This window comes from Actinoplanes sp. NPDC024001 (genome assembly GCF_040638955.1).
Taxonomy (GTDB): Bacteria; Actinomycetota; Actinomycetes; order Mycobacteriales; family Micromonosporaceae; genus Actinoplanes.
In genome coordinates this window covers 62,748-84,317 of the sequence record NZ_JBEZZB010000012.1, presented here as the reverse complement: position 1 = coordinate 84,317, position 21,570 = coordinate 62,748, and the positions used below count along the sequence as shown (strand labels likewise).

Below are 21,570 nucleotides of genomic sequence, written 5' to 3'. Positions count from 1 at the left end.
CGGTGATCTCGCCGTGGTGTTTCCCGGCGGTCGCGCTGGGGCCTGGACCGGGTGGGTGATCGCGCTTGGTCCGGGCGTGGTAGCTGCTTCTGGGGCGGTGTAGCCCGTACCTCGCAGTTGGGCCTAATAGGGGTTTTCAGTGCCGGGGAGACGGCCTCGCAGGAGGCCGCCCAGGCGGCCGGGCATGTCGGGGTCGGCGCGCAGCGGCGGGCTGTCGGTGTGCGCCCGGCTGGCCAGGCCGGCGACCAGCTCGCGCAGGGCGCTCACCGCGTCGACCCGCGGGCGCCAGCCCAGCTCGGACGCGGCGCGGTCGCAGCTCATCAGCGGCGCTTTCAGCGCCAGCCGGACCCAGCCCCGATCCACCGGCTGCAGACGCAGCCACCAGGTGAGCGCGGCGGCGCCCTCCAGGATCAAACCCGGGACCGGCACGGGTACGCCGTGAAACGCGCGGGCCGCCACCTGAGGATCGAGTACCGGGCCGGCGGCGATGTTGAAGGCGCCGCGCACGTCAGCGCGAAGTGCCAGCAGGTAGGCCTCGGCGACGTCGTCGGCGTGCACCGCCTGCATCCGCAAGCCGGGATGCTGGGGCAACACCGGGATCCAGCCGAAGCTCAGCAGCCGGGCGGGCAGCAGCGGGCCGGCGAAGTAGCGGCCGATCTCGGTGCCGGCGTCCCGCTGGAAGATCAACCCGGGGCGCAGCCGGACCACCCGCAACGTCGGGTGATCCGCCTCGATCTCGTCGAGCATCCGCTCCACCAGCGCCTTGTGCCGGCTGTAGGACGACTCCGGCACACCGGTGCGCAGCCAGGTCTCCTTGACGAACGCCTGCTTCGGGCCGGGCGCGTAGACACCCACCGACGACGCGTGCACCAGCGACGGCACGCCCGCCCGCAGCGCCGCCCGGAACACCGAGCGGCTGCCGAGGACGTTCGTCCGGTAGAGCCGGCGGGGGTCGTGGCTGGGCTGGATCTGCCAGGCCAGGTTCACCACGGCGTCGGCGCCCTCGAAGATCCCGGTCAGCGTCTCGGTGGCGCCGTCCTCGCCGACGTCGACGGAATGCCAGGCCACGTCGGCGTTCGGCGGCACCCGGCGGGAGATGCCCACCACGTCGATGTCGGATTCGGTACGGAGGCGGCGCAGAAGGGCGGTGCCGGCGTTGCCGCTGGCTCCCACGATCACTACACGCATGGTTTTCGCGTACCCAGCAGGGTGGGGTTGAACCACGGACATCGAGATGCCGGTGGTGGAAGCGGCCTCTCCAAGCGTTTCCCGCTTGTGGGCCGGGCCGGGGTTTTGCCGGGAGCCCGCGGCGGCGGAATGGGCCGTCTCATTCGCTCGCGCCGGACGGGCTGCCCTGGCCCCGCGCACCGTGGGCTGAATTGCCTTGGCGGTGCCGTCCGCGCGGCGGGGGTCGCTGAGTCCGGCTGCTTTCGGCTGCTTTCGGCTGCGGGAACGCCGGGTGCCGCGCGGCCGGTCGTATTTTGGCGGCTTCCCGGTTCGGCGGCGGGCTTTCGGCTGTGCGGCCGCTTTCTGCCGCTCGGTCGTTTTCGGCTGCCGGGCCGGTTTCCGCCGCCGGGCCGGTTTCCGCCGCCCGCGGGTTTGCGCTGCCGGACCAGCCTGGTTTCCGTCGCCGGCCGGTTTGCGCTGCCAGGCCGGTTTCCGCCGCCTGGACCGTTTTGCTGCCTGGTCCGTTTCCGCCGTCCGGCCGCCTTGCACTGCGAGGCCCGTTTCCGTCGCCCAGCTGTCTTGCGCTGCCAGGCCCGTTTCCGCCGCCTGGCACTTTACCGATGCCCTAGCTTTCCGCCTCGGACGCCGACGGCGCCGCCGGCGAAACCCGGGCGGCGCCGTCAGGCGTGCGCGACGATCTAGCGCTTGTTGTGGTAAGCCTCCACCACGTCGCTCGGGATCCGGCCCCGCTCGGACACGGTGTAACCGTTCTTGTTGGCCCACTCGCGGATGGCCTGGTTCTGGTCCCGGCTGGACCGGCTCGTCGCGGCCGGGGCGGCGCGCCGGGCGGCAGACGCGACGTTGCCGTTGCGCCCGAGCCGGGTCGCGGCCGACAGGAACGGCTCCAGAGCCTTGCGCAGCTTGCCGGCGTTCTTCTCGGACAGGTCGATGGTGTAGTTCACGCCGTCGAGCCCGAATTCAACGGTGCGGTCGGCTTCGCCGCCGTCGAGGTCGTCGGTGAGAAGGGTAATTATCTGCTTGGCCATGTGTGTCGCTCCTACAGCGATGTCATTCGGGTGACAGTTGCGCCCGCGCGGAGTTCTCGGCCGCGAATGGTCGTCGTCGTATTCATTCTGGCGGGTTAGCGGTATCCAATGCAAATTGTGCGTTCTGGCATGTCGCAATTGCAGGTGGTGACTGCTTTTCAGACTCGTCAATGTGCGAGGTGGGGCGGCGCCTTTCGCCGCCCGCGCCCGGACCGAACAACAGGCCCAGCGGGTCGGTCCGGAGGCTGCCGACTGTCCCGCCCGCGCGGGAACGACGTGGCGCTCGGCCCTATGAGGCGACAGTCACCCACGCGCGATTTCCCGGTGGCTGCGAACGGATGAGCATGCAGGGGCGTCCGAACCCACGCGTGCCTCCTCCTGTCTCCGCGAACGAATGAGCACGCAAGTGGCCCGAACCACGCGCGCCTTCCCCGTCGCCGTGAACGGATGAGCACGCAGGGCCACCCGAACCCACGAGCGCCTTCCCCCGTCGACGCGAACGAATGAGCACGCAAGTGGCCCGAACCCACGAGTGCCTTCCCCTGTCACCGCGAACGAATGAGCACGCAGGGGCACCCGAACCCACCCCGCGCTTTCAACCGTCGCCGCGACGATAGGCACACAGTGGGGTTCTATGCGCCCGGCCAGCGCCGCGGCTTCACGCCCGGGTCGCAGGAGCAACACGCTCACGGCACTGCGGTGACGACGACCCATCACCTTCGGGTCGCGCCCCTCCTGCTCGGGTGACCGTCATGCGCCCGGAACCCGCCGCCGATGAGCCTGCTCTGCCCACCGTTCAGTTCGCGCATCGCGAACAGCCCTGTCGCCATGAGGCTGTAAGGGTGTAAGCATGTAATCAAGTAAGTAAGGTTCGAGGAGGGATCGAGGATGCGTCTTCGAGTTACGCCGCCTGGTGGGCGGACCGAGCCGCCCAACGCTGACGACGCGGCCGCCTGGATCACCGGCGCTGTCCCGGACGGGTGGTTCACCGAACCGCCCGAGGTCGTCGTCGACCGCGACGAGATCATCATCTGGGGCCGTCTGCCGCGGCCCGAACTGGCCGCCGAGGCGACCGAAGCCGACCACGCAGCCGGGCAGGCCGGGCGGATCGCCCAGTTCCGGGAGGACACCCGCGACGCCCGGATCCGGGTCGCCCGTCAGGTCGAGCACCGCTACCAGCGCAAGGTCGCCTGGGGCATGCGGTGCGGCGACACTTCCGAGCTTTTCACCCACCTCTCCGCGCCGGTGATGACCCGGCTGCGCCAACCGGAACGCCAGGTCCTCGACACCCTGGTCGACGCCGGCGTGGCCCGCTCCCGCTCCGAGGCGCTGGCCTGGTGCGTGAAACTGGTCGGCCGCCACACCGAGGACTGGCTCGGCGAGCTGCGCACGGCCATGACCCGCGTCGACGAGCTACGCAAGCAGGGCCCGAACACCTGACCCGTAGACGCCCGCACCGGCTCCCGACCACGTCGGCCAGCCGCCGATACGCAGCAACGCGCGGCCACCAACCGGCGGCTCGCGACCAGCAGCGGCCGCGAGCCGGGGCGATGGCGAAGGCCATCGTCACGCAGGCCAGCTCGGCGTGCGGCGATGCCACAGGTGGCGGCCAGGCGGCCAGGCGGCCAGGCGGGCGGACGGCCAGGCGGGCGGACGGCCAGGCGGGCGGACGGCCTGGGATTCGGCCACGGACAGAGGTCAGTCGCGCCGATGTCGGGATAGATCGGCGTTGGGTGGTGGCGGAACGGCTGGCATGGCGGCACGCGGAGCGGCACCGGCGACGGGTGGGCTGCCGGGCGGCCGTAGGGTGATCTACGTGCTGCGTGAGGTCACTGCCATCCGATATGTCACCCCGCTACGGGAGGGTGGTTCGCTGCCGGGCGTCGTCGAGGCTGACGACCTCGGGACCTACGTGGTGAAGTTTCGTGGAGCCGGCCAGGGGCCGCGGGCGCTCGTCGCTGAGGTGATCGCCGGGGAGCTGGCGCGGCGTCTCGGGCTGCCGGTGCCGGAGCTGACCCGGGTGGAGCTTGACCCGGTGGTGGCCCGGGCCGAGCCGGACGAAGAGGTCCAGGAGCTGATCAAGGCCAGCGCCGGCGGGAACCTGGGGATGGATTTCCTGCCGGGTGCACTCGGCTACGACCCGATCGCGCATCCGATTGAAGCGGGCCTGGCCAGCCGGGTGCTGGTGTTCGACGCGTTCGTGGAGAACGTGGACCGCAGCTGGCGCAATCCGAACCTGCTGATCTGGCACGGCGGGCTCTGGCTGATCGATCATGGCGCGACGCTCTACTTCCATCACAACTGGGCGCGAGCCGCGAACGTCGTGCACCGGCCCTACAGCTGGGACGATCACGTGCTGAAGCCCTATGCCACCAGGCTGGCGGAGGAAGGGCCGGCCCTGGCCGCGAAGATCACCCCGGAGCTGATCGCCGAGGTGCTCGCCGAAGTGCCGGACGAGTGGCTCGACGAGGGCGACCGGGACGCATACCTCAACCACCTGTCGCAGCGCGCGGCTCAGCCCGAGGCGTGGTTGCCGTGCTGACCCCGTACGAATACGCGATCATCCAGGCCGTCCCGCGAATCGAGCGCGGCGAGCTGATCAACGTGGGCGTGCTGCTCTACTGCCAGCGCCACGACTTCCTCGCCGCCCGCACCCACCTGGACGAGGACCGCCTGCGCGCGCTGGACCCGGCAGCCGATGTAGCGGCGATCCGGACAGCCCTCAACTCGTGGAACAAGACCTGCACCGGCGGCGGCGCCTCCGAGCAGATGCGCCTCGGCGAACGCTTCCGCTGGCTGGTCGCCCCGCGCAGCACGATCCTGCGGGCCGGACCGGTCCACATGGGCCTGGCCGCCGACCCAGCCGCCGAGCTGGAAAGGCTCGCCGACTTGCTGGTCCGGTAACTCGGCAAGCCGCACAGCGCCACCGCACGCCCCATCCGAGACGAACCCGCAAGGCCACCGCGCTGTCCGACGGCCAGGAGAACCGGCCGCTGGCAGCGCCGGTAGCCGGCAGGAGCCGCAGGGCCGGTAGCCGACAGGAGCCGCAGGGCCGGTAGCCGGCAGGAGCCGGTGGCCAGCAGGAGCCGCAGGCCGGTAGCCGACAGGGCAGCACGCGGCAGGGGCCGGTAGCCAGCAGTACAGCAGCGCCGGTAGCCCGCAGCGCAGCAAGCGGCCGGGCCGGTAGCCAGCAGGACGGGGAGCGGCAGCGCCGGTAGCCAGCAAGGACCGCAGAGCCGGCAGCAGGCAGGTCGGCGAGCAGTAGCGCCGGTAGGCAGCAAGGGCCGCAGAGCCGGCAGCAGGCAGGACGGCGAGCAGCAGCGCCGGTAGCCAGCAAGGACCGCAGAGCCGGCAGCAGGCAGGACGGCGAGCACCAGCGCCGGTAGCCAGCAAGGACCGCAGAGCCGGCAGGGCGGCGAGCGGCCAGGCCGATAGCTGGCAGGACCGCAGGGCCGATAGCTGGCAGGACCGCAGGGCCGGTAGCTGGCAGGGCCGACAGCCGGCCGGGCGGGAGGCGGGTGGATGGGCGGCCTTTAGAGCATGACTGAGGACCGCCGCTCGAGGTTGGCCTGGGAGTTGAGGCCTCGGGGAGACCAGCAGAGGATCGTGCTCCCGGGATGCAGGCGCGGGTCCTCGGCATAGCGGCCCGCCAGCTTGTCCTCGGCGGCGCGGTCGCCGGCGTCTGCGGACAGCAGGAGGTCGGCCAGCTCGTCGACCAGGGCGAGTTCGCCGGGCTGCCAGGGCGGCAGCTGGGACCAGGCCTCGGCGAGAGGGCGGCCGGCCATGTGCTCGGCCAGGTCGGCGGCATAACCCCAGGAATCCCAGAGGAGCAGTTCGTCGCCCATGCGGTGGGAGAGCTCGGTCAGCACATATTTGGCGATCATGCGGGAGCCGCGGACGGGATGGCCGGGGGCGACGCCGTAGGTGTCGGGGTCGTCGCCGGCTCGCCAGCTCTGCCAGGCCTGGGCGGCTGTGCGCAGGCCGCCGGGGGCCAGCGGGACGTCCTGGACGTCGATCGGGAAGCCGGCCGCCGGGTCGAGCTGGGCGTCGACGGCGATCCACCGGTGGCCGTCGTGGAACTCCACGATGACGTGGTCGGTGTGGAAACCGTCGTCGAGGTAGTCGGCGAAGCCGACGCGGCTGCGGGCCGGGATGCCTTTCGCCCGCAGCGCCGCGACGGTGAGCAGGGTGAAGTCGCGGCAGCAGCCGACGATGCGCTGCTCGACCGGCCGGGGCACGTCGAGCGGCTCGGTGAAGCGGGAGGCGTCCGCGTCGAGCAGGCGGTCGGCCCAGCGGCTGTCGATCTCGGCGAGGCGGGCGGGCGGGAACTCCAGCCCGGAGGCGCGGTAGTGCACGACCAGGTTGCGGACCACCGCGGCGATGGCGGGCACGTCGGCCGGCAGGGCGGCGAGGCGGTCGAGATGGTGACGGGGGTCGGAGAAGGCGGTCTGTCGTGTGTAGTCCATGAGCGTCATCCCTCGATCGGCTGTGCGACGTGCGCGAACGGGTCGGTGCCGGCGAGCCGGTCCCACGAGTCGAGATAGATCTCGCGGGGGTCGCCGGTGATCAGGTGGCCGCCGGCGGTGACGAACTCCCACACCGCGTCATAGGCCTGGGTGATGCGGGGAAAGAAGCAGTCGTCGCGGGTCACGGTGGCGAACGCCATCAGCTGCTCGGGCTCGACCCGCAGCGTCATGCGCTCGACCGGCTCGACGGAACCCGCATAGGGCACGCAGACCTCGATGGGGCTCTCACCGTCGGGTGTGACCGGAGCCGGATAGATCACCCAGTGCTCGCCGGTGGTCGTCGCACCCTGATCCTCCAGGTGGCGGCGGATGTCCCACTCGGTGGCGCCCATGGCGGTGACGAGGCTCTGCTGGTCGACGACGGTGGTAATGGTGGCCACCTTGCGCGCGGGGTGGTGCCTCACCCGTACCGAATAGCGGTGGTCGGGCTCGCCACCGTGCGCCAACCTGGTGCGCAACCAGGTGTAGCTCTCGCGCCGGGCGGCGAAAGCCGCCTCCTCGGTGGCCCACCAGCGATCCAGGCGCCGGCCTGCCTCGCTGTCGGGAAGGTCGATGATCTCGGTGATGACGGACAGCGGCATGTCGAGCCTGCGCAGCAGGCTGATCCGGCCGGCCCGCTCCAGCTGGGCCGCCGTGTAGCGCCGGTAGTTGCTGGCGGCGTCGACCTCGGCCGGTGGCAGCAGCCCTGAGACGTCATAAAGCCGGAGCGCCTTGATGGAGAGCCCGGAGCGCCGCCCGAACTCGCCGATCGTCATCGACTCGATCCCCCGCGATGTCATGGATCGATGGTGAAGCCTCCCCCAGGGGCCGAGTAAAGGGGCAGACTGAGCGGATGCAGCTGCCGCTCAACCCTCCGGTCAAGCCGATGCTCGCCAAGCCCGTCGCCGATATCCCGCCGGACCAGGTCTACGAGCCCAAATGGGACGGATTCCGGTCGATCATCTTCCGCGACGGGGACGAGGTGGAGATCGGCAGCCGGAACGAGAAGCCGATGACCCGCTATTTCCCCGAGGTCGTCGAGGCCGTGCTGGCGAACTTCCCGGAGCGGGTGGTGATCGACGGTGAGGTGATCGTCGCCGACACCGAGCGCAACACTCTCGACTTCGAGGCGCTGCAGCAGCGCATCCACCCGGCGGCCAGCCGGGTCAAGCTGCTCTCCGAGCAGACTCCGGCGAGCTTCGTCGCCTTCGACCTGCTCGCCATCGGCGACGAGGACCTCTCCGAGCTGCCCTTCAGCGAGCGGCGCGACCGCCTGGTCGAGGTGCTCAAAGACGCCAAACCCCCGGTGTACGTCACGCCCGCGACCGACGACCTGGAGACGGCCCGCCGCTGGTTCGACCAGTTCGAGGGCGCCGGCCTGGACGGGCTGATCGCGAAGGCCCGGGATCTGACCTATCAGCCCGACAAGCGGGTGATGACGAAGATCAAGCACAAGCGGACGGCCGACTGCGTGGTGGCCGGATACCGCGTGCACAAGTCGGCGGAGAACCGGATCGGCTCGCTGCTGCTCGGCCTCTACGACGAGCGGGACGTGCTGGTCAGCGTCGGGGTGATCGGCTCGTTCCCGATCAAGGTACGCGAGGAGCTGTTCGAGGAGCTGCAGCCGCTGGTCACCTCCTTCGAGGGGCACCCGTGGGACTGGGCCGCGCACATGCAGGGCGAGCGCACCCCCCGCAAGAACGAGGTCAGCCGCTGGAACAACGGCAAGGACCTGTCGTTCACCCCGCTGCGCCCGGAGCGGGTCGTCGAGGTGCGCTACGACTACATGGAGGGAATCCGGTTCCGGCACACCGCCCAGTTCGAACGGTGGCGGCCGGACCGTGAGCCTCGGACGTGCACATACGAGCAGCTGGAGCGGCCGGTCCGGTTCGACCTGGCCGAGGTGCTGACCAGTCGTTGACCGGATGACCGGATAGGGTCGTCTGGTGAAGAGACGTCTGGCCGCCGCCCTCGTCACCGCGACGCTTCTGGTCGCCTCCGGGTGCACCCTGCCCACGTTCGCGCCGAACGGCGCCGACGAGCCGGCCGACCCGGGCAGCGGCTCGGGCAAGGCCGCGGCCGCGGGCTCACCGGCACAGTGGTCGCCCTGCCCCGACGTGCCGGAGAAACTGGTGGGCCGGGCCGCCGCCGGGATGACGTATGAGTGCGCCGCCGTGGCCGTGCCCCGCGACTGGGCGACGCCGGACAGCGGCGAGACCTACGAGATCGAGATGATCCGGATCCGCTCGAAGAACCAGTCGAACCGCATCGGTTCGCTGCTGCTGAACCCGGGCGGTCCGGGCGGTTCCGGTGTCGACACCGCGGTCTACCTGTCGTTCGGGCAGGCCCTGGGTGGCCTGCCCACCGAGATCACCGACCGGTTCGACATCGTCGGTTTCGACCCGCGCGGTGTCGGCCGGTCCAGCCCGGTGAAATGCATCAGCTCCGAGGACCAGGACGCCAGCTTCGCCGCCGACCCGGACCCGGCGAGCCAGGCCGACTTCGACGAGGTCGCGGCGCTGAACAAGCGGATCGCCGACGGCTGCGCCGAGAAGTACGGTCCGCAGCTGCCCTATTTCTCCACCGAGCAGGCCGCCCGTGACCTGGACGCGCTGCGGGCCGCGGTCGGCGATCCGAAACTCACCTACCTCGGCTACTCCTACGGCACGCTGCTGGGCGCCACCTACGCCCAGCTGTTCCCGCAGAACGTGCGGGCGCTGGTGCTCGACGGCGCGGTCGACCCCACCGAGACGTATGTGCAGGGGTCGGAGGCGCAGGCGAAGGGCTTCGAGCGGGCGTTCACCAACTTCACGAACTGGTGTGCGCAGGCGCCGGCGAAGTGCCCGATCGCCCCGGACGCGCGGGGTGCGGTCACCGACGCGATGGCCAAGGCGGAGGTCTCGCCGGTCCGCGGCGCCGACGGGCGGGACGCCACCGCCGGCTGGATCTTCATCGGGCTGATCTCGTCGCTCTACACCGAGTCGGGGTGGGCGAGTCTGGCCGCCGCGATCGACGACCTGCAGGGCGGCGACGCGAAGGGCATCTTCGACCTGGCGGATCAGTACACCGAGCGCAAGCCGGACGGCACCTACACCAACCTGTTCGACGCGAACCTCGCGGTGAACTGCGCGGACACCGACGACGCCCCGACCGTCGAGGAGATCCGGCGGTTGCAGTCCGAGTGGCGGGAGAAGTATCCGCTGTTCGGGGCGGCGCTCGCGGTCGGCATGCTGCCGTGCACCTATTGGACGGGCAAGCGCGACCCCTACCCGGCGGGGCAGGCGAAGGGTTCGCCGGATCTCCTGGTGGTGGGCACGACCGGTGACCCGGCCACGCCGTACGAGAACACCGCCGACCTGGCGAAGATGCTGGGTGTGGGCCAGGTGCTCACGTGGGAGGGCGAGGGTCACACCGCGTATCCGACGACGGCCTGCATCCGCCAGGCGGTGGACGGCTATCTCATCGATCTGAAACTGCCGGCGGAGGGCCTGCGCTGTCCGGCACGCTGACGCCCTGACGGGCCGCCATCTCCTCGAGCAACTCGCGGACCTGGCGCAGGTTGGCCTTGAGCTCCTCCTGCTCGTCGTGGTGGAACGCGTCGTTGTCGACGATCAGCCGGCTGGCGAACTGAGCGGTGATCAGCGGGATCACCAGCAGCACCATCACCGAGATGAGCACCGCGGCGACCAGCCGCGCCTGCCAGGTCTCCGGGGAGATGTCGCCGTAACCGACGGTGGAGGCGGTGACCACGGCCCACCAGACCGCGTCGCCGACCGACGTGTCCGGTTCGAAATAGTGGTAAAGGGTGCCGCACACCACGATCAGGAGCAGGTACGAAAGGATCAGCGTCCGCGGCGAATTGGCCAGCCAGACCAGTTGGCGGAAGACCCACCGAGGCAGCATGAGCAGCGCGTTCATGCGGTCATCGTGCCCGAGTCGAACGCCGCACGACAGCCCGTGGCAGGCTTCCGATCATGCAGATCCGGATCGCCACCCGCGCCGACGTCCCCGCGATTCTCGCCCTCCTGGCCGATGACGACATTGCCCGCGAGCGAGAGACCGCCGAAAAGACACGCGAGCGAGAGACCGCCGGAGACAAAGCGGTGTACGCCGCCTTCGAGGCGATCGACGCCGACGAGCGCAACGAGCTGATCGTGGCGACCGAGGGCGACGAGGTGGTCGGCACCTGCCAGCTGACCTTCATTCCCGGCCTGAGCCGCGGCGGCGCCGAGCGGCTGCTGATCGAGGCGGTCCGGATCCGCGCCGACCAGCGCGGCCGGGGCCTCGGCGGCGACCTGATCCGGTGGACCGTCGAGCGGGCCCGCGAACGCGGCTGCCGGATCGTGCAGCTCACCACGGACAAGCGCCGCACCGACGCGCAGCGCTTTTACGCCGCGCTCGGCTTCACGGCGTCGCACGAGGGCATGAAGCTGATCCTCTAACGCTGTCCCTTGAGGTCGCGGTCCTTGGACGGCTGGACCCGTTTCGGCTCGCCCGGCATCTTCGGGTGGTCCGGCGGGTACGGCAGGTCGCCCTGCCCCGCCTTCTCGTCCCGTTCCGACCACTCCAGCAGCGGCGTGATGTCGTGCTCCACGTTGTCGATGGCCGCGTGCGCGTCCCCCACCGAGGCGATCCGGGCCGGCACCGTCCGCAGGTCGAAGTCGTCCGGCTCCACCTGGGTCAGCTCGTCCCAGGTCACCGGGGTGGACACGGTCGCCCGGGCGTTGGCCCGCAACGAGTACGCACAGGCGATCGTCCGGTCCCGCGCCATCTGGTTGTAGTCGAGGAACACCCGGTCGCCGCGTTCCTCCTTCCACCAGGAGGTGGTGATGCCGTCCGGGTTGCGGCGCTCCACCTCGCGGGCGAGCGCGATCACCGCCCGGCGCACCTCGACGAACGACCAGCGGGGCGCGATCCGCACGTAGACGTGGACGCCACGCCCGCCGGAGGTTTTCGGGAACCCGGTCCAGCCCAGGTCGGCGAGCACCTCACGGACCACGCCGGCGGCCGACACCACGTCGCTGAAGGCCAGGCCGGGTTGCGGGTCGAGGTCGAGGCGCAGCTCGTCGGGGTGGTCGGGAGCGGCGCCGCGCACCGGCCAGGGGTGGAAGACCACGGTGCCCATCTGGGCCGCCCAAGCCACGTGCGCCAGGTCGGCGGGGCAGAGCTCGTCCGCCGTACGCATGCTGGGGAATTTGATCGTGGCGGATTTGATCCAGTCCGGCACGCCGCGGGTGGAGATGCGTTTCTGGAAGAACGCCTCGCCCTCGATCCCGTCAGGGAAGCGCTGCAGCGTGGTGGGGCGGTCGCGCAGCGCGCGCATGATGCCGTCGCCGACCGCGACGTAGTACTCGAAGACGTCCCGCTTCGTGTATCCCGCCTTCGGGAACATGATCTTGTCGGGGCTGGACAGGCGCACGGTGTGGCCGGCGATCTCGATCTCTTCCGCGGCGGCTTTCGGCATGCCCTGACGATAGGCGCTGTGACGCCGAAGGGCCGCCCGGCGAACCGGACGGCCCTTCGAATGCCGTTGTGTCAGGCGCTGCGACGCCGCCGGGTGTACCAGACGGTGGCGGTGCCGGCCGCGACCAGCAGGCCACCGGCCGCCAGCGTGCCGGCGAGCGGCGCGCCGGTGACCGGGAGGGTGCTGCCGGAGCTGACGCCCGCACCGTGGGTGGTCATCGCCGGGGCCGGCGTCACCGACTCCGAGGCGACCCCGCCCGGGGGCACCGAGTTGACGGTGCCGGTCGGGACGCTGGCGCTCGGCGTCGGGGTGGCGGTGGGGCTTTCGCCGCCGTAGCCGGGGTTCCCCCGAGTGGGAGCCTCACTGGGCACCTCGGCGGCGGTGCCCCCGTAGCCGGCGTTGCCCCGGGTATCACCCACGTCCGGGCTGGTCGTGACGGCCGGGTAGCCGCCCTGGCCGGTGGGCTCAGCGGCAGTCGCCGGGGACCCGGTGAGGGCCAGAGCAGCGAAAACGGTGACACCGACCGCGGGCAGTCCAGCGGCCAGCCGACGCGAAAAGCTCATGAGGAGTATCCGTTCTGTTGCGAAAGGTACGGTTCCATGGTCGCACGGGAGCTTAACGGTAATCGCCCGTTTTACCCGGAAACATCCCTCGGCGGGTCATCAACTCGGAAGACCACCAAAACGGTGACTCCGCCACAAATGCGACAGAGCGAACACTTTGAGCTCGAACTGCGGGTCTGCGGCGAAGAGTCCCCCGCTGTACGGAGCGTGCAGCTGCACACTGGCCCCGGAATCCAGGTAGACCGAGACCACGTTGCGCCGGCCGCGCCGCTCGGCACGCAGGTCGACCACCCGGTGCCACGGCGCCACGCTCTCACCCAGCGCCGACGACGTACGGATGCCGCGGGCACCCACCTCGACGCCGATCCGCCGCCCGGTCACCAGCCCGAGCACCGCGCCGATCAGCGTCGGCACCAGGACCATCGCCGGCGCCATCCAGCCCGGCGGCCCTCCCGCCCTCGGCCAGGCGAGCGTCACCAGCAGAGCGGTAGTGACACTCGCCACGGCGCTCAGCGCGCCGAGGTAGAGACCGTGGCCGAGAACCTGCTGCCAGGTCGGCCGGAACGTAGCCGGGGATGCCGCTTCCATAGAGGGCTCAACGGCCGCCGCACATTCGCTGCCGCACCCGTGGTGCGACAAATCTCCGACGTACGGTTGAGGCATGGCAACCGATGAGACCACCCTGCCCACCACCGAGGAAGAGTGGCGGATCCGCCTCTCCCCGGCGGAGTTCCGCGTGCTGCGGGAAGCGGGCACGGAGGCGCCGTTCAGCGGCGAGTACGTGAACACCAAGACCGACGGCATGTACAACTGCCGGGCGTGCGGCGCCCAGCTCTACCCGAGCGACGCCAAGTTCGACAGTCACTGCGGCTGGCCCTCCTTCGACGACGCCATCCCGGGCGCGGTCAGGGAGATCGAGGACCGCAGCCACGGGATGGTCCGTGTCGAGATCAGGTGTGCGCGCTGCGACTCACACCTGGGTCACGTGTTCCGCGGCGAGGGCTTCACCGCGAAGAACACCCGGCACTGCGTGAACAGCCTGTCGATCAGGCTGCAGCCGGACGCAGATCCTCGATGAGGTAACGCTGGCCGTCCGGGGTGGTCAGCCATCCCGAGGAATCGGTGACGATCCACTCCGGCCCCAGCTCGGGGGCGTACGTGTCGCCCGCCACCTCCAGGTCCACCGTGGTCCGGACGATGTGCCCGGCCCGGGGCAGGAAGGCGCGGTAGATCTCGGCGCCCCCCATCACCCAGAAGTCGTCGTCGGCCACCTCGCCGACCGCATGGGCGACGACCGCGCCCTCGGCCGTCCACCGCGGATCCCGGGTCAGCACCACGTTGCGCCGGCCCGGCAGCGGGCGGACCCGCTCAGGCAGCGAGTCCCAGGTGGCGCGGCCCATCACCACGGTGGCGCCCATCGTGCGTTCCTTGAACATGCGCTGCTCACCGGGCAGGCGCCAGGGGATCGACCCGTTCGCGCCGATCACCCCGTTGCGGGCCTGCGCCCAGATCATGTGCACGGTCATGCTGAGCCCTCCGGGCATGCGCTTCTGGCCCTCGCCTGCGAGATCCCCGTTCGGTGCGGCAGGTACCGCTCGGTGCAGGCGGTCATACCGCTACCGGGGCCTTCAGCGCCGGGTGGTGCTGGTAGTCCACCACGGTGAAGTCGCCGTACTCGTACTCGAACAGGCTCGGCCGGTCGGCGATCTCGAGCGAGGGGAACTCGTACGCCTCGCGGCTCAGCTGCTCGGTGACCTGCTCGACGTGGTTGTTGTAGATGTGCACGTCGCCACCGACCCAGATGAAGTCGCCCGGGGCGAGCCCGACCTGGGCGGCGATCATCCGGGTCAGCAGGGCATAGCTGGCGATGTTGAACGGCACGCCGAGGAAGAGGTCGGCGCTGCGCTGGTAGAGCTGGCAGGAGAGCTTGCCGTCGGCCACGTAGAACTGGAACAGCGCGTGACACGGCGCGAGGGCCATGTCCGGAAGGTCAGAGACGTTCCAGGCGGAGACGATCATCCGGCGCGAGTCCGGGTCGCGCCGCAGCGTGTCCAGGACCTCGGAGATCTGGTCCACGTTTCCGCGAGCACTGGGCCACGAGCGCCACTGGTAGCCGTAGACCGGGCCCAGCTCGCCGGACTCGGAGGCCCACTCGTCCCAGATCGTCACGCCCTGGTCGCGCAGCCACCGCACGTTCGTCTCGCCGCGCAGGAACCAGAGCAGCTCCACGGCGATCGACTTGAAGTGCACCCGCTTGGTGGTGATCAGCGGAAAGCCCTGCGACAGGTCGTAGCGCAGGCGCTCACCGAAGAGGCTGCGCGTGCCCGTCCCGGTGCGGTCGCTCTTCGGCGTGCCTTCGTGCAGAACCTTGCGGAGCAAGTCCTCGTACTGGGTGTCGACAGACATGCCAGAACGTTAGCGGAGCTTCCCCCCGATGTTGACGACCCGCCGGGCCAGGTGATCGAGAGCGGCGAACTGCACCTCGGTGAGCGGCGCGTCGTTGCTGCCGCCGGTGACGTGCGACACCCCGTACGGGTTGCCGTCCGCGAACTTCAGCGGATCGGTGTATCCGGGCGCCACCACCACACCACCGAAGTGGTAGATCGTGTTGTACAGGGCGAGCAGCGTCGACTCCTGCCCACCGTGCTCGGTCATCGTGGCGGTGAACCCGGCGTACGCCTTGTTCGCCAGCTGACCCTGCGCCCACTGCGGCCCGAGCGTGTCGAGGAACTGCTTCAGCTGGCTGGCGACGTTGCCGTACCGGGTCGGTGTGCCGAACAGCACCGCGTCGGCCCAGACCACGTCGTCGGCGGTGGCCCGCGGCTCGTCCTTGGTCCGGTCGAAGTGCTGGCTCCAGGCCGCGTTCGAGGCGATCGCCTCCTGCGGTGCGAGTTCCGCGACCTGGCGCAGCCGCACCTCGGCGCCGGCCTTCTCGCCCGCCTCGCGCAGCCGCTGGGCCATGGCGTGGACGGTCCCGGTGGACGAGTAGTAGATGATCGCCAGCTTGACGTCGGTCACGGTTGCCCCTTGCAGAAGATTCACCTGACGGATCAAGCAAATCTCCTCGGCGGGGCCGGTGAAACCTTTATAGACGCAGTTCGCTGCCGCGCGGCCCGACCGCGTCGGCCTCCTCGTCGTCCAGCCACACCCCGTCGGTCGCCAGGTAACGGAAGGCGTAGTGGCCGGGGTCGAGCGGGACGCTCACCGTACGCGTGCCGTTGCGCCGCGGCTGAAGCTCGTGCTTGCCGGGCTGCCAGTCGTTGAAGTCGCCGACCACGCTGACCGTCCCGGCCGGGTGATCCGCCGGGAGGCTGAAGGTCACCCGGGTCTTGTTGCCGAACAGCTTGCTGCGCTTGATCATGACGTCCTCCGAGAATGGGCCTTCAATCCGTATAACGGCAGGACCCGCCCGAAGGTGAGGACACGCCGCGTATGTTGTGTCGATGCATCCGGAACCGCATGACGAGATGCGAGTCGCCTCGTTCCGTGACCTGGACACCACAACGCTCTACGGCATCCTCAAGCTGCGTTCCGACGTGTTCGTGGTGGAGCAGGACTGCGTCTACCCCGATCTGGACGGGCGCGACACCGAGCCCGGAACCCGCCACCTCTGGGTAGAGAACAACGGAAATATCGCCGCTTATCTCCGCATTCTACGTGACGGAGATCATGAGCGGATCGGGCGTGTGGTCACCGCCCCGGACGCGCGCGGCCGGGGACTGGCCGGCCGCCTGATCACCGAGGCGCTCACGGTGATCGGCAACCGGCCCAGCGTCCTGCACGCCCAGGCACATCTGAAGGACTATTACGCCCGTTACGGCTTCGAGCAGACCGGCCCGGAGTACCTGGAGGACGGGATCCCCCACGTACCTATGGCAAGTTCGCGACGATCTCGGTGACCGAGCGGCGCCGGCCGGTGTAGAACGGCACCTCCTCGCGCACGTGCCGCCGCGCCCGCGACGCCCGCAGCTCACGCATCAGGTCGACGATGCGGTGCAGCTCGTCCGCCTCGAAGGCCAGCATCCACTCGTAGTCGCCGAGCGCGAACGACGCGACCGTGTTGGCGCGCACGTCCGGGTACCCCCGGGCCTGGCGGCCGTGCTCGGCCAGCATGTCGCGGCGCTCCGCGTCGGGCAGCAGGTACCACTCGTAGGAGCGGACGAACGGGTAGACGCAGACGTACGGCCGGGGCTCCTCGTCGGCGAGGAAGGCCGGCAGGTGGCTGCGGTTGAACTCGGCCGGGCGGTGCAGCGCCATCTGCGACCACACCGGCTCCAGGTGACGGCCGAGCGCGGTCCGGCGGAACAGCCCGTACGCGTCCTGCAGCGCGTCCGACGAGCTGGAGTGCCACCAGACCATCACGTCGGCGTCGGCCCGCAGCCCGGACACGTCGTAGGTGCCGCGGATCGTCACGTCCTTACCCGCCAGCTGCTCGAAGAGCCCGTCGACCTCGCCGGCCAGCTCGTCGCGGAGCGCCGGCAGCGGCGACGAGGCCCGGAACACCGACCACATCGTGTACCGGATCGTCGCGTTCAGCTCGTTGATCCGGGCCGCGTTGGTCTGCTGCTCACTCATAGTCCCTCCAAGTACTCACACACATCGTCCGCCGCACGTTCACCACTGGCCACACACACCGGGATGCCGACCCCGTCGAACGCCGCTCCGGCCAGCGCCAGCCCCGGCGGCAGACCGGCTCGCGCCGCGACCACCCGGTCGGCGTGGCCGGGCGCATACTGCGGCAGGCCGCCACCCCAACGCTGGATCCAGAACCCGGACGGCTCCGGCAGCGCGACACCGGCCAGCCTGCTCAGCTCGGCGTGGGCCTGGGCGAACAGCGTCCGGTCGTCCGGCTGCAGACGGGCCTCCTCGCCGGCGCGGCCCAGCGACGCCCGCACGATCACCGGCCGGTCCGGGCCGGCCAGGTGCGGCCATTTGACGGTGAAGAACGTCGCCGCCTTGACCAGCGTGCCCTCGCCCGGCGGCACCAGGAAACCGGAGAGGTCCGGCAGTCCGGCGCCGGGTGGCAGGGCCATCGCGACCAGGGCGACACTCGCGTACTCCAGCGCGCCGACCGCCTGCGCCGCCTCCGGCGCGGCGTCGGCCAGCAACCGGGCGGCCGGCTTCGCCGGCACCGCCAGAACCACGGCATCCACGTCATCGGTCTGCGGCACTGCGCTGTTACCGACGCCTGGTCCTTCGGACGGCGCGGAAAACCCGGGCGGGTAGGAGACCGGCCCCAGCGTCAAACGCCAACCCCTCGGCGTACGGGTGAGCTCACGCACCGGCAGGCCGAGGCTGATCCGGGCCGCACTGGCCGACGCGGCCGCCGCCACCAGACGGCTCATCCCCCCGTCCACCGCGGCGAAGACCGGCCGCCCCGGCACCCGTTTCGACCGGGCCTGAGCCGACCGGACCGCGTCCCGCAGGGTGTGCTCGATCTCGGCGGTCCGGGCCAGCTGCGGCATCGTGACACGCAGCGAGAGCCGGTCGGCGCGGCCCGCGTAGACCCCGCCGAGCATCGGGTCGACGAGGCGGTCCACCACCTGGTCGCCGTAGCGCGAGCGGACCAGCTCACCGACGGCGACGTCCTCGCCCGGGGCGAGCAGGGGACGGCCGGTGTCGCGGTCGGCGTCGCTGTCCGGCAGCGCCACACCGTCCAGCGCGGACAGGTCGCCGGGGACGCCGACCAGCGTGCCGGCCGGGATCGGGAGCAGGCCGCCGTCGATCGCCAGCGCGGCCGGGCGTGCCGCCGGGTGCACCAGCGAGCCGCCCAGCCCGAGCCGCCGGGCCAGCGACACCGCCGCGGACTCGCCACCGTCGGCGGCTCCGAACAGGAACGACTCGGCGCCCCGCTCGACCGGCACCCCGGCCAGGTCACCGGTGCGCAGCTTGCCGCCGAGGGCGCCGCCCTGCTCGTACACGATGATCTCGGTGTCCGCGGGCGCGCGGTCGCGCAGCCGCACGGCGGCCGCCAGGCCGGCGATGCCGCCACCGATGACCGCGATCCGCTTCCGCACGCCCCTCACCCTCCCAGGCCCCACCGATGATCACCGACCGGGGTCAGCGTCTGTGACACGGGTCTGCCCGCACAGGGCCGGAGGTCCCGATCAGCGGGCCGAGATCTCGTGCACCAGCGCGACGAGCCGGGTCAGCACGTCCGGGTCGGTCTCCGGCATGACGCCGTGGCCCAGGTTGAAGACGTGCCCCGGAGCGGACCGGCCCTGCTCGACGACCCGGCGGGCCTCGCGCTCCACCACGTCCCAGCCGGCGAAGAGGATCGCCGGGTCCAGGTTGCCCTGCACCGCGCGGTCCGGCCCGATCCGCTTGGTGGCGGCGTCCAGCGGGGTGCGCCAGTCGACGCCGACCACGTCGGCGCCGGCCTCGCCCATCGCCTCCAGCAGCACGGCGGTGCCGACACCGAAGTGGATCCGCGGCACCCCGGCGTCGGCCAGGCCGCGCAGGACGGTGGCCGAGTGCGGCATCACGAACTGCCGGTAGTCGGCCTCGGAGAGCGCGCCGGCCCACGAGTCGAAGAGCTGGACCGCGCTGACCCCGGCGTCCACCTGGGTGCGCAGGAACGTCAGCGTGATCTCGGCGAGCCGGGAGAGCAGGGCGTGCCAGAGGCCGGGCGCCCCGTACATCATGGCCTTGGTCTTCAGGTAGGTCCGCGACGGACCGCCCTCGATGAGGTAGCTGGCCAGCGTGAACGGCGCTCCGGCGAAACCGATCAGCGGGGTCTGGCCGAGCTCGGCGACCAGCAGCTTGACCGCCTCGGCGACGAAGTCGACGTCGGCCGCGGTGATCGGGCGCAGCCGGGCCAGGTCGCTCTCGGCGCGCACCGGCTCGGCCACCACCGGCCCGGTGCCGGCCACGATGTCCAGGTCGATGCCGGCCGCCGCGATCGGCACCACGATGTCGCTGAACAGGATCGCCGCGTCCACGCCGTGCCGGCGCACCGGCTGCAGGGTGATCTCGGTGACCAGGTCCGGACGCCGGCACGACTCCAGCATGCCGATCCCCTCCCGGATCTTGCGGTACTCCGGCAGCGAGCGCCCGGCCTGCCGCATGAACCACACCGGCGTGTGCGGCCCTTCCAGCCGCCGGCACGCACGCACAAAGGGAGAATCCTCAAGAACGGTCACCGGGCAATGGTGACACGTGAGTGAACGAGCCCGGCGGCGCGGCGACCACGGACCGGCCGGTAGATCGGCATAGTCTTCCCCTATGGCGTCCCCCTCCGCTCCCCCCGAGGCGTTCACCCGCGCCGTGGCCGGGTTGCGCGCGGAATCGCCGCGACCGGAGATCCTCCTCGAGGAGATCGCCGCGCCGCAACGGCTCGCGCCGTACGCGTTCGCGTTGAGCGCCACCGTGCTGCGCGACGGCGACGAGGTGGCCGGCGGCCGGCTGATCCTGCTGCACGAACCGGCCGGTCACGAGGCCTGGCGCGGTGACCTGCGACTGGTCACCCTGGTCACCGCGGAGCTGGAGGCCGACCTGGCCACCGACCCGCTGCTGCCCGCGGTGGCCTGGACCTGGCTCACCGACGGCCTGGATCAGCACGCGGCGGCGTACACGGCGATCGGCGGCACGGTCACCCAGACCGCGTCCACCCGCTTCGGCGAGCTGGCCGGCCCGGCGCCCACCGCCGACCTGGAGGTGCGAGCCTCCTGGACGCCCACGTCCGACGACTTCGGCGCGCACCTGCGCGGCTGGTGCGTGATGCTGGCCTCGACCGCCGGCCTGCCGCCGCCCGGCGTGGCCTCGCTCACCGACCGGCATCGCGCCCCGGCCGGCTAGTTCTCGCCGCAGACCTTGAGGGTGGTGCAGGCGGTCTCGATCGGGATGGCCAGGCCGATGCCCTCGGCGTCGCGGGCCTTGGCGGTGGCGATGCCGACCACCTGCCGGCTGGAGTTGACCACCGGGCCGCCGGAGTTGCCCGGGTTGATCGGGGCGTCGAACTGGATGGTCGGACCCTCCGAGTCGCTGGGCCGGAACGCGCTGATCACGCCGGTGGTGACCGAGTCCTCCAGGCCGAGCGGCGCGCCCACCACGACCACCTGCTGGCCCGGCTTGACCTCACCGGCGGCGGGCGGCAGCGCCTTGATCTCCCGTTCGGTACGGAGCAGCGCCAGGTCCCGGTCCTCGTTCACCCGGACGATGGTGGCGTTGATGCGCGTCTCACCGCGTTCCAGGGACACCTGACGGTCGCCGCCGGCGAAGACCTCCTCGACCACGTGGTAGTTCGTGAACAGGTTGGTTTCCCCGCCGTTGGTCTTGCCGATGGCGAAGGCGGTGCCGGTGAAGTCGCCGGCCCGGACCCGGAAGACGCTGGGCAGCACGGCCGACGAGATGCCCTCCGGGTCGAAGACCGTGGCGAGCTGCTTCTCCAGCTCCTGGCTGCGGCCCTGTTCCGCGCTGACCGCCGAGGCCAGGTCCGAACTGCTCTTGATCATGCTTTCCACCCGGAACGCCTGCCAGGCGGAGACCAGCAGCAGCGCCGCGACCAGGCCGATGATCACGGTACGGCCGCGACCGGACCGGGCCGGCGACGCCGGGGCGGGCGCCGGAACGGGAGGCGGCGGTTCCTGCCATTGCTGGTACTGCTGCTGCGGCCACTCCTGTTGCGGCCACTCCTGCTGCGACCACTGCTGCTGTTGGGGCCACTCCTGCTGCGGCCACTGCTGTTGCTGCTGCGAGTAGGACCAGCGCGGCTCCTCCACTACCGGCGCCGCGTTCCAGTGCTCGTCCGCACGCCTGCGCCCGGCGGACCGGTAGTGATCGGATCCGTTGGCAGGGGTGAAGGGCTCGTAGGTGGCGGACATCAG

Annotated in this window: 25 protein-coding genes; 9 read left to right on the top strand and 16 right to left on the bottom strand. The window is 70.9% G+C overall.

Translation table 11 applies throughout. The annotated features are described in order from the left end of the window. Positions 1-123: 123 nt before the first annotated feature. The gene (locus tag AB0F81_RS07310; RefSeq protein ID WP_360192397.1) at positions 124-1,188 is read right to left on the bottom strand and encodes an NAD-dependent epimerase/dehydratase family protein; all 1,065 of its coding nucleotides are present in this window, start codon (positions 1,186-1,188) and stop codon (positions 124-126) included. A gap of 677 nt (positions 1,189-1,865) precedes the next feature. Then, positions 1,866-2,213, bottom strand: a complete 348-nt coding sequence (locus tag AB0F81_RS07305; protein WP_360192394.1) for an Lsr2 family protein — start codon at positions 2,211-2,213, stop codon at positions 1,866-1,868. Between the two features lie 888 nt (positions 2,214-3,101). On the opposite strand from AB0F81_RS07305, the gene AB0F81_RS07300 reads away from it, so the two are divergent. The 3 genes from AB0F81_RS07300 to AB0F81_RS07290 all read left to right on the top strand — a co-directional run bounded on the left by AB0F81_RS07300 (position 3,102) and on the right by AB0F81_RS07290 (position 5,117). Further along, on the top strand, positions 3,102-3,653 hold the full coding sequence (locus AB0F81_RS07300; RefSeq protein WP_360192391.1) for a hypothetical protein: 552 nt from the start codon (positions 3,102-3,104) through the stop codon (positions 3,651-3,653). 313 nt (positions 3,654-3,966) lie between these two features. Further along, on the top strand, positions 3,967-4,755 hold the full coding sequence (locus AB0F81_RS07295; RefSeq protein WP_360192388.1) for a HipA family kinase: 789 nt from the start codon (positions 3,967-3,969) through the stop codon (positions 4,753-4,755). After that, positions 4,749-5,117: a DUF3037 domain-containing protein gene (locus AB0F81_RS07290; RefSeq protein WP_360192385.1), complete on the top strand. Its 369-nt coding sequence runs from the start codon at positions 4,749-4,751 to the stop codon at positions 5,115-5,117. Before AB0F81_RS07295 ends, AB0F81_RS07290 begins: the two co-directional genes overlap by 7 nt. A 629-nt stretch (positions 5,118-5,746) precedes the next feature. Here the strand turns inward: AB0F81_RS07290 and AB0F81_RS07285 are convergent. Beyond that, a complete protein-coding gene (locus AB0F81_RS07285) occupies positions 5,747-6,679 on the bottom strand; it encodes a transglutaminase domain-containing protein (RefSeq protein WP_360192382.1) in 933 nt (310 codons plus the stop codon). A gap of 5 nt (positions 6,680-6,684) precedes the next feature. After that, entirely contained in the window at positions 6,685-7,518 is an 834-nt protein-coding gene (locus AB0F81_RS07280; protein ID WP_360192379.1) for a MerR family transcriptional regulator, read from the bottom strand. 53 nt (positions 7,519-7,571) lie between these two features. Here AB0F81_RS07280 and AB0F81_RS07275 point away from each other — a divergent pair, with 53 nt between their 5' ends. Then, entirely contained in the window at positions 7,572-8,639 is a 1,068-nt protein-coding gene (locus tag AB0F81_RS07275; protein WP_360192376.1) for an ATP-dependent DNA ligase, read from the top strand. 22 nt (positions 8,640-8,661) lie between these two features. Then, on the top strand, positions 8,662-10,227 hold the full coding sequence (locus AB0F81_RS07270; RefSeq protein WP_360192424.1) for an alpha/beta hydrolase: 1,566 nt from the start codon (positions 8,662-8,664) through the stop codon (positions 10,225-10,227). Here AB0F81_RS07270 and AB0F81_RS07265 read toward each other — a convergent pair. Next, positions 10,178-10,636, bottom strand: coding sequence for a potassium channel family protein (locus AB0F81_RS07265; RefSeq protein WP_360192373.1), 459 nt, complete (start codon positions 10,634-10,636; stop codon positions 10,178-10,180). The two genes, AB0F81_RS07270 and AB0F81_RS07265, sit on opposite strands and share 50 nt — an antisense overlap. Before the next feature lie 56 nt (positions 10,637-10,692). Here AB0F81_RS07265 and AB0F81_RS07260 point away from each other — a divergent pair, with 56 nt between their 5' ends. Next, positions 10,693-11,160 (top strand): GNAT family N-acetyltransferase, encoded by a 468-nt coding sequence (locus AB0F81_RS07260; protein WP_360192370.1) that lies wholly within the window; start codon positions 10,693-10,695, stop codon positions 11,158-11,160. Here AB0F81_RS07260 and ligD read toward each other — a convergent pair. The 3 genes from ligD to AB0F81_RS07245 all read right to left on the bottom strand — a co-directional run bounded on the left by ligD (position 11,157) and on the right by AB0F81_RS07245 (position 13,333). Next, positions 11,157-12,182: a non-homologous end-joining DNA ligase gene (gene ligD / locus AB0F81_RS07255; protein ID WP_360192367.1), complete on the bottom strand. Its 1,026-nt coding sequence runs from the start codon at positions 12,180-12,182 to the stop codon at positions 11,157-11,159. The genes AB0F81_RS07260 and ligD overlap by 4 nt on opposite strands. A gap of 71 nt (positions 12,183-12,253) precedes the next feature. Beyond that, positions 12,254-12,745: a hypothetical protein gene (locus AB0F81_RS07250; RefSeq protein WP_360192364.1), complete on the bottom strand. Its 492-nt coding sequence runs from the start codon at positions 12,743-12,745 to the stop codon at positions 12,254-12,256. A gap of 99 nt (positions 12,746-12,844) precedes the next feature. Further along, entirely contained in the window at positions 12,845-13,333 is a 489-nt protein-coding gene (locus AB0F81_RS07245) for a hypothetical protein (RefSeq protein WP_360192361.1), read from the bottom strand. A gap of 73 nt (positions 13,334-13,406) precedes the next feature. Between AB0F81_RS07245 and msrB the strand changes: the two genes are divergently transcribed. Then, positions 13,407-13,823, top strand: coding sequence for a peptide-methionine (R)-S-oxide reductase MsrB (msrB, locus tag AB0F81_RS07240; protein ID WP_360192359.1), 417 nt, complete (start codon positions 13,407-13,409; stop codon positions 13,821-13,823). On the opposite strand, the gene AB0F81_RS07235 is transcribed toward msrB, so the two are convergent. The 4 genes from AB0F81_RS07235 to AB0F81_RS07220 all read right to left on the bottom strand — a co-directional run bounded on the left by AB0F81_RS07235 (position 13,792) and on the right by AB0F81_RS07220 (position 16,106). Further along, positions 13,792-14,271 (bottom strand): dihydrofolate reductase, encoded by a 480-nt coding sequence (locus AB0F81_RS07235; RefSeq protein WP_360192356.1) that lies wholly within the window; start codon positions 14,269-14,271, stop codon positions 13,792-13,794. The two genes, msrB and AB0F81_RS07235, sit on opposite strands and share 32 nt — an antisense overlap. Before the next feature lie 82 nt (positions 14,272-14,353). Further along, on the bottom strand, positions 14,354-15,151 hold the full coding sequence (locus tag AB0F81_RS07230) for a thymidylate synthase (protein WP_360192353.1): 798 nt from the start codon (positions 15,149-15,151) through the stop codon (positions 14,354-14,356). A gap of 9 nt (positions 15,152-15,160) precedes the next feature. Beyond that, positions 15,161-15,763, bottom strand: a complete 603-nt coding sequence (wrbA, locus tag AB0F81_RS07225) for an NAD(P)H:quinone oxidoreductase (protein WP_360192350.1) — start codon at positions 15,761-15,763, stop codon at positions 15,161-15,163. Between the two features lie 67 nt (positions 15,764-15,830). Further along, positions 15,831-16,106 (bottom strand): isoamylase early set domain-containing protein, encoded by a 276-nt coding sequence (locus AB0F81_RS07220; RefSeq protein ID WP_360192347.1) that lies wholly within the window; start codon positions 16,104-16,106, stop codon positions 15,831-15,833. An 82-nt stretch (positions 16,107-16,188) separates the two neighbouring features. On the opposite strand from AB0F81_RS07220, the gene AB0F81_RS07215 reads away from it, so the two are divergent. Next, positions 16,189-16,644, top strand: coding sequence for a GNAT family N-acetyltransferase (locus AB0F81_RS07215; RefSeq protein ID WP_360192344.1), 456 nt, complete (start codon positions 16,189-16,191; stop codon positions 16,642-16,644). Here AB0F81_RS07215 and hemQ read toward each other — a convergent pair. From hemQ to hemE, 3 genes are all read right to left on the bottom strand, one after another. After that, a complete protein-coding gene (hemQ, locus tag AB0F81_RS07210; RefSeq protein WP_360192341.1) occupies positions 16,616-17,320 on the bottom strand; it encodes a hydrogen peroxide-dependent heme synthase in 705 nt (234 codons plus the stop codon). The two genes, AB0F81_RS07215 and hemQ, sit on opposite strands and share 29 nt — an antisense overlap. Next, positions 17,317-18,762: an FAD-dependent oxidoreductase gene (locus tag AB0F81_RS07205; RefSeq protein WP_360192338.1), complete on the bottom strand. Its 1,446-nt coding sequence runs from the start codon at positions 18,760-18,762 to the stop codon at positions 17,317-17,319. The genes hemQ and AB0F81_RS07205 overlap by 4 nt, the downstream gene beginning before the upstream one ends. Positions 18,763-18,852: 90 nt before the next feature. After that, positions 18,853-19,887, bottom strand: coding sequence for a uroporphyrinogen decarboxylase (gene hemE, locus AB0F81_RS07200; protein WP_360192336.1), 1,035 nt, complete (start codon positions 19,885-19,887; stop codon positions 18,853-18,855). Positions 19,888-19,969: 82 nt separating this feature from the next. On the opposite strand from hemE, the gene AB0F81_RS07195 reads away from it, so the two are divergent. Beyond that, positions 19,970-20,542: a DUF3000 domain-containing protein gene (locus tag AB0F81_RS07195; protein WP_360192333.1), complete on the top strand. Its 573-nt coding sequence runs from the start codon at positions 19,970-19,972 to the stop codon at positions 20,540-20,542. On the opposite strand, the gene AB0F81_RS07190 is transcribed toward AB0F81_RS07195, so the two are convergent. Next, positions 20,539-21,567, bottom strand: coding sequence for a trypsin-like peptidase domain-containing protein (locus tag AB0F81_RS07190; protein ID WP_360192330.1), 1,029 nt, complete (start codon positions 21,565-21,567; stop codon positions 20,539-20,541). The genes AB0F81_RS07195 and AB0F81_RS07190 overlap by 4 nt on opposite strands. Positions 21,568-21,570: the final 3 nt, after the last annotated feature.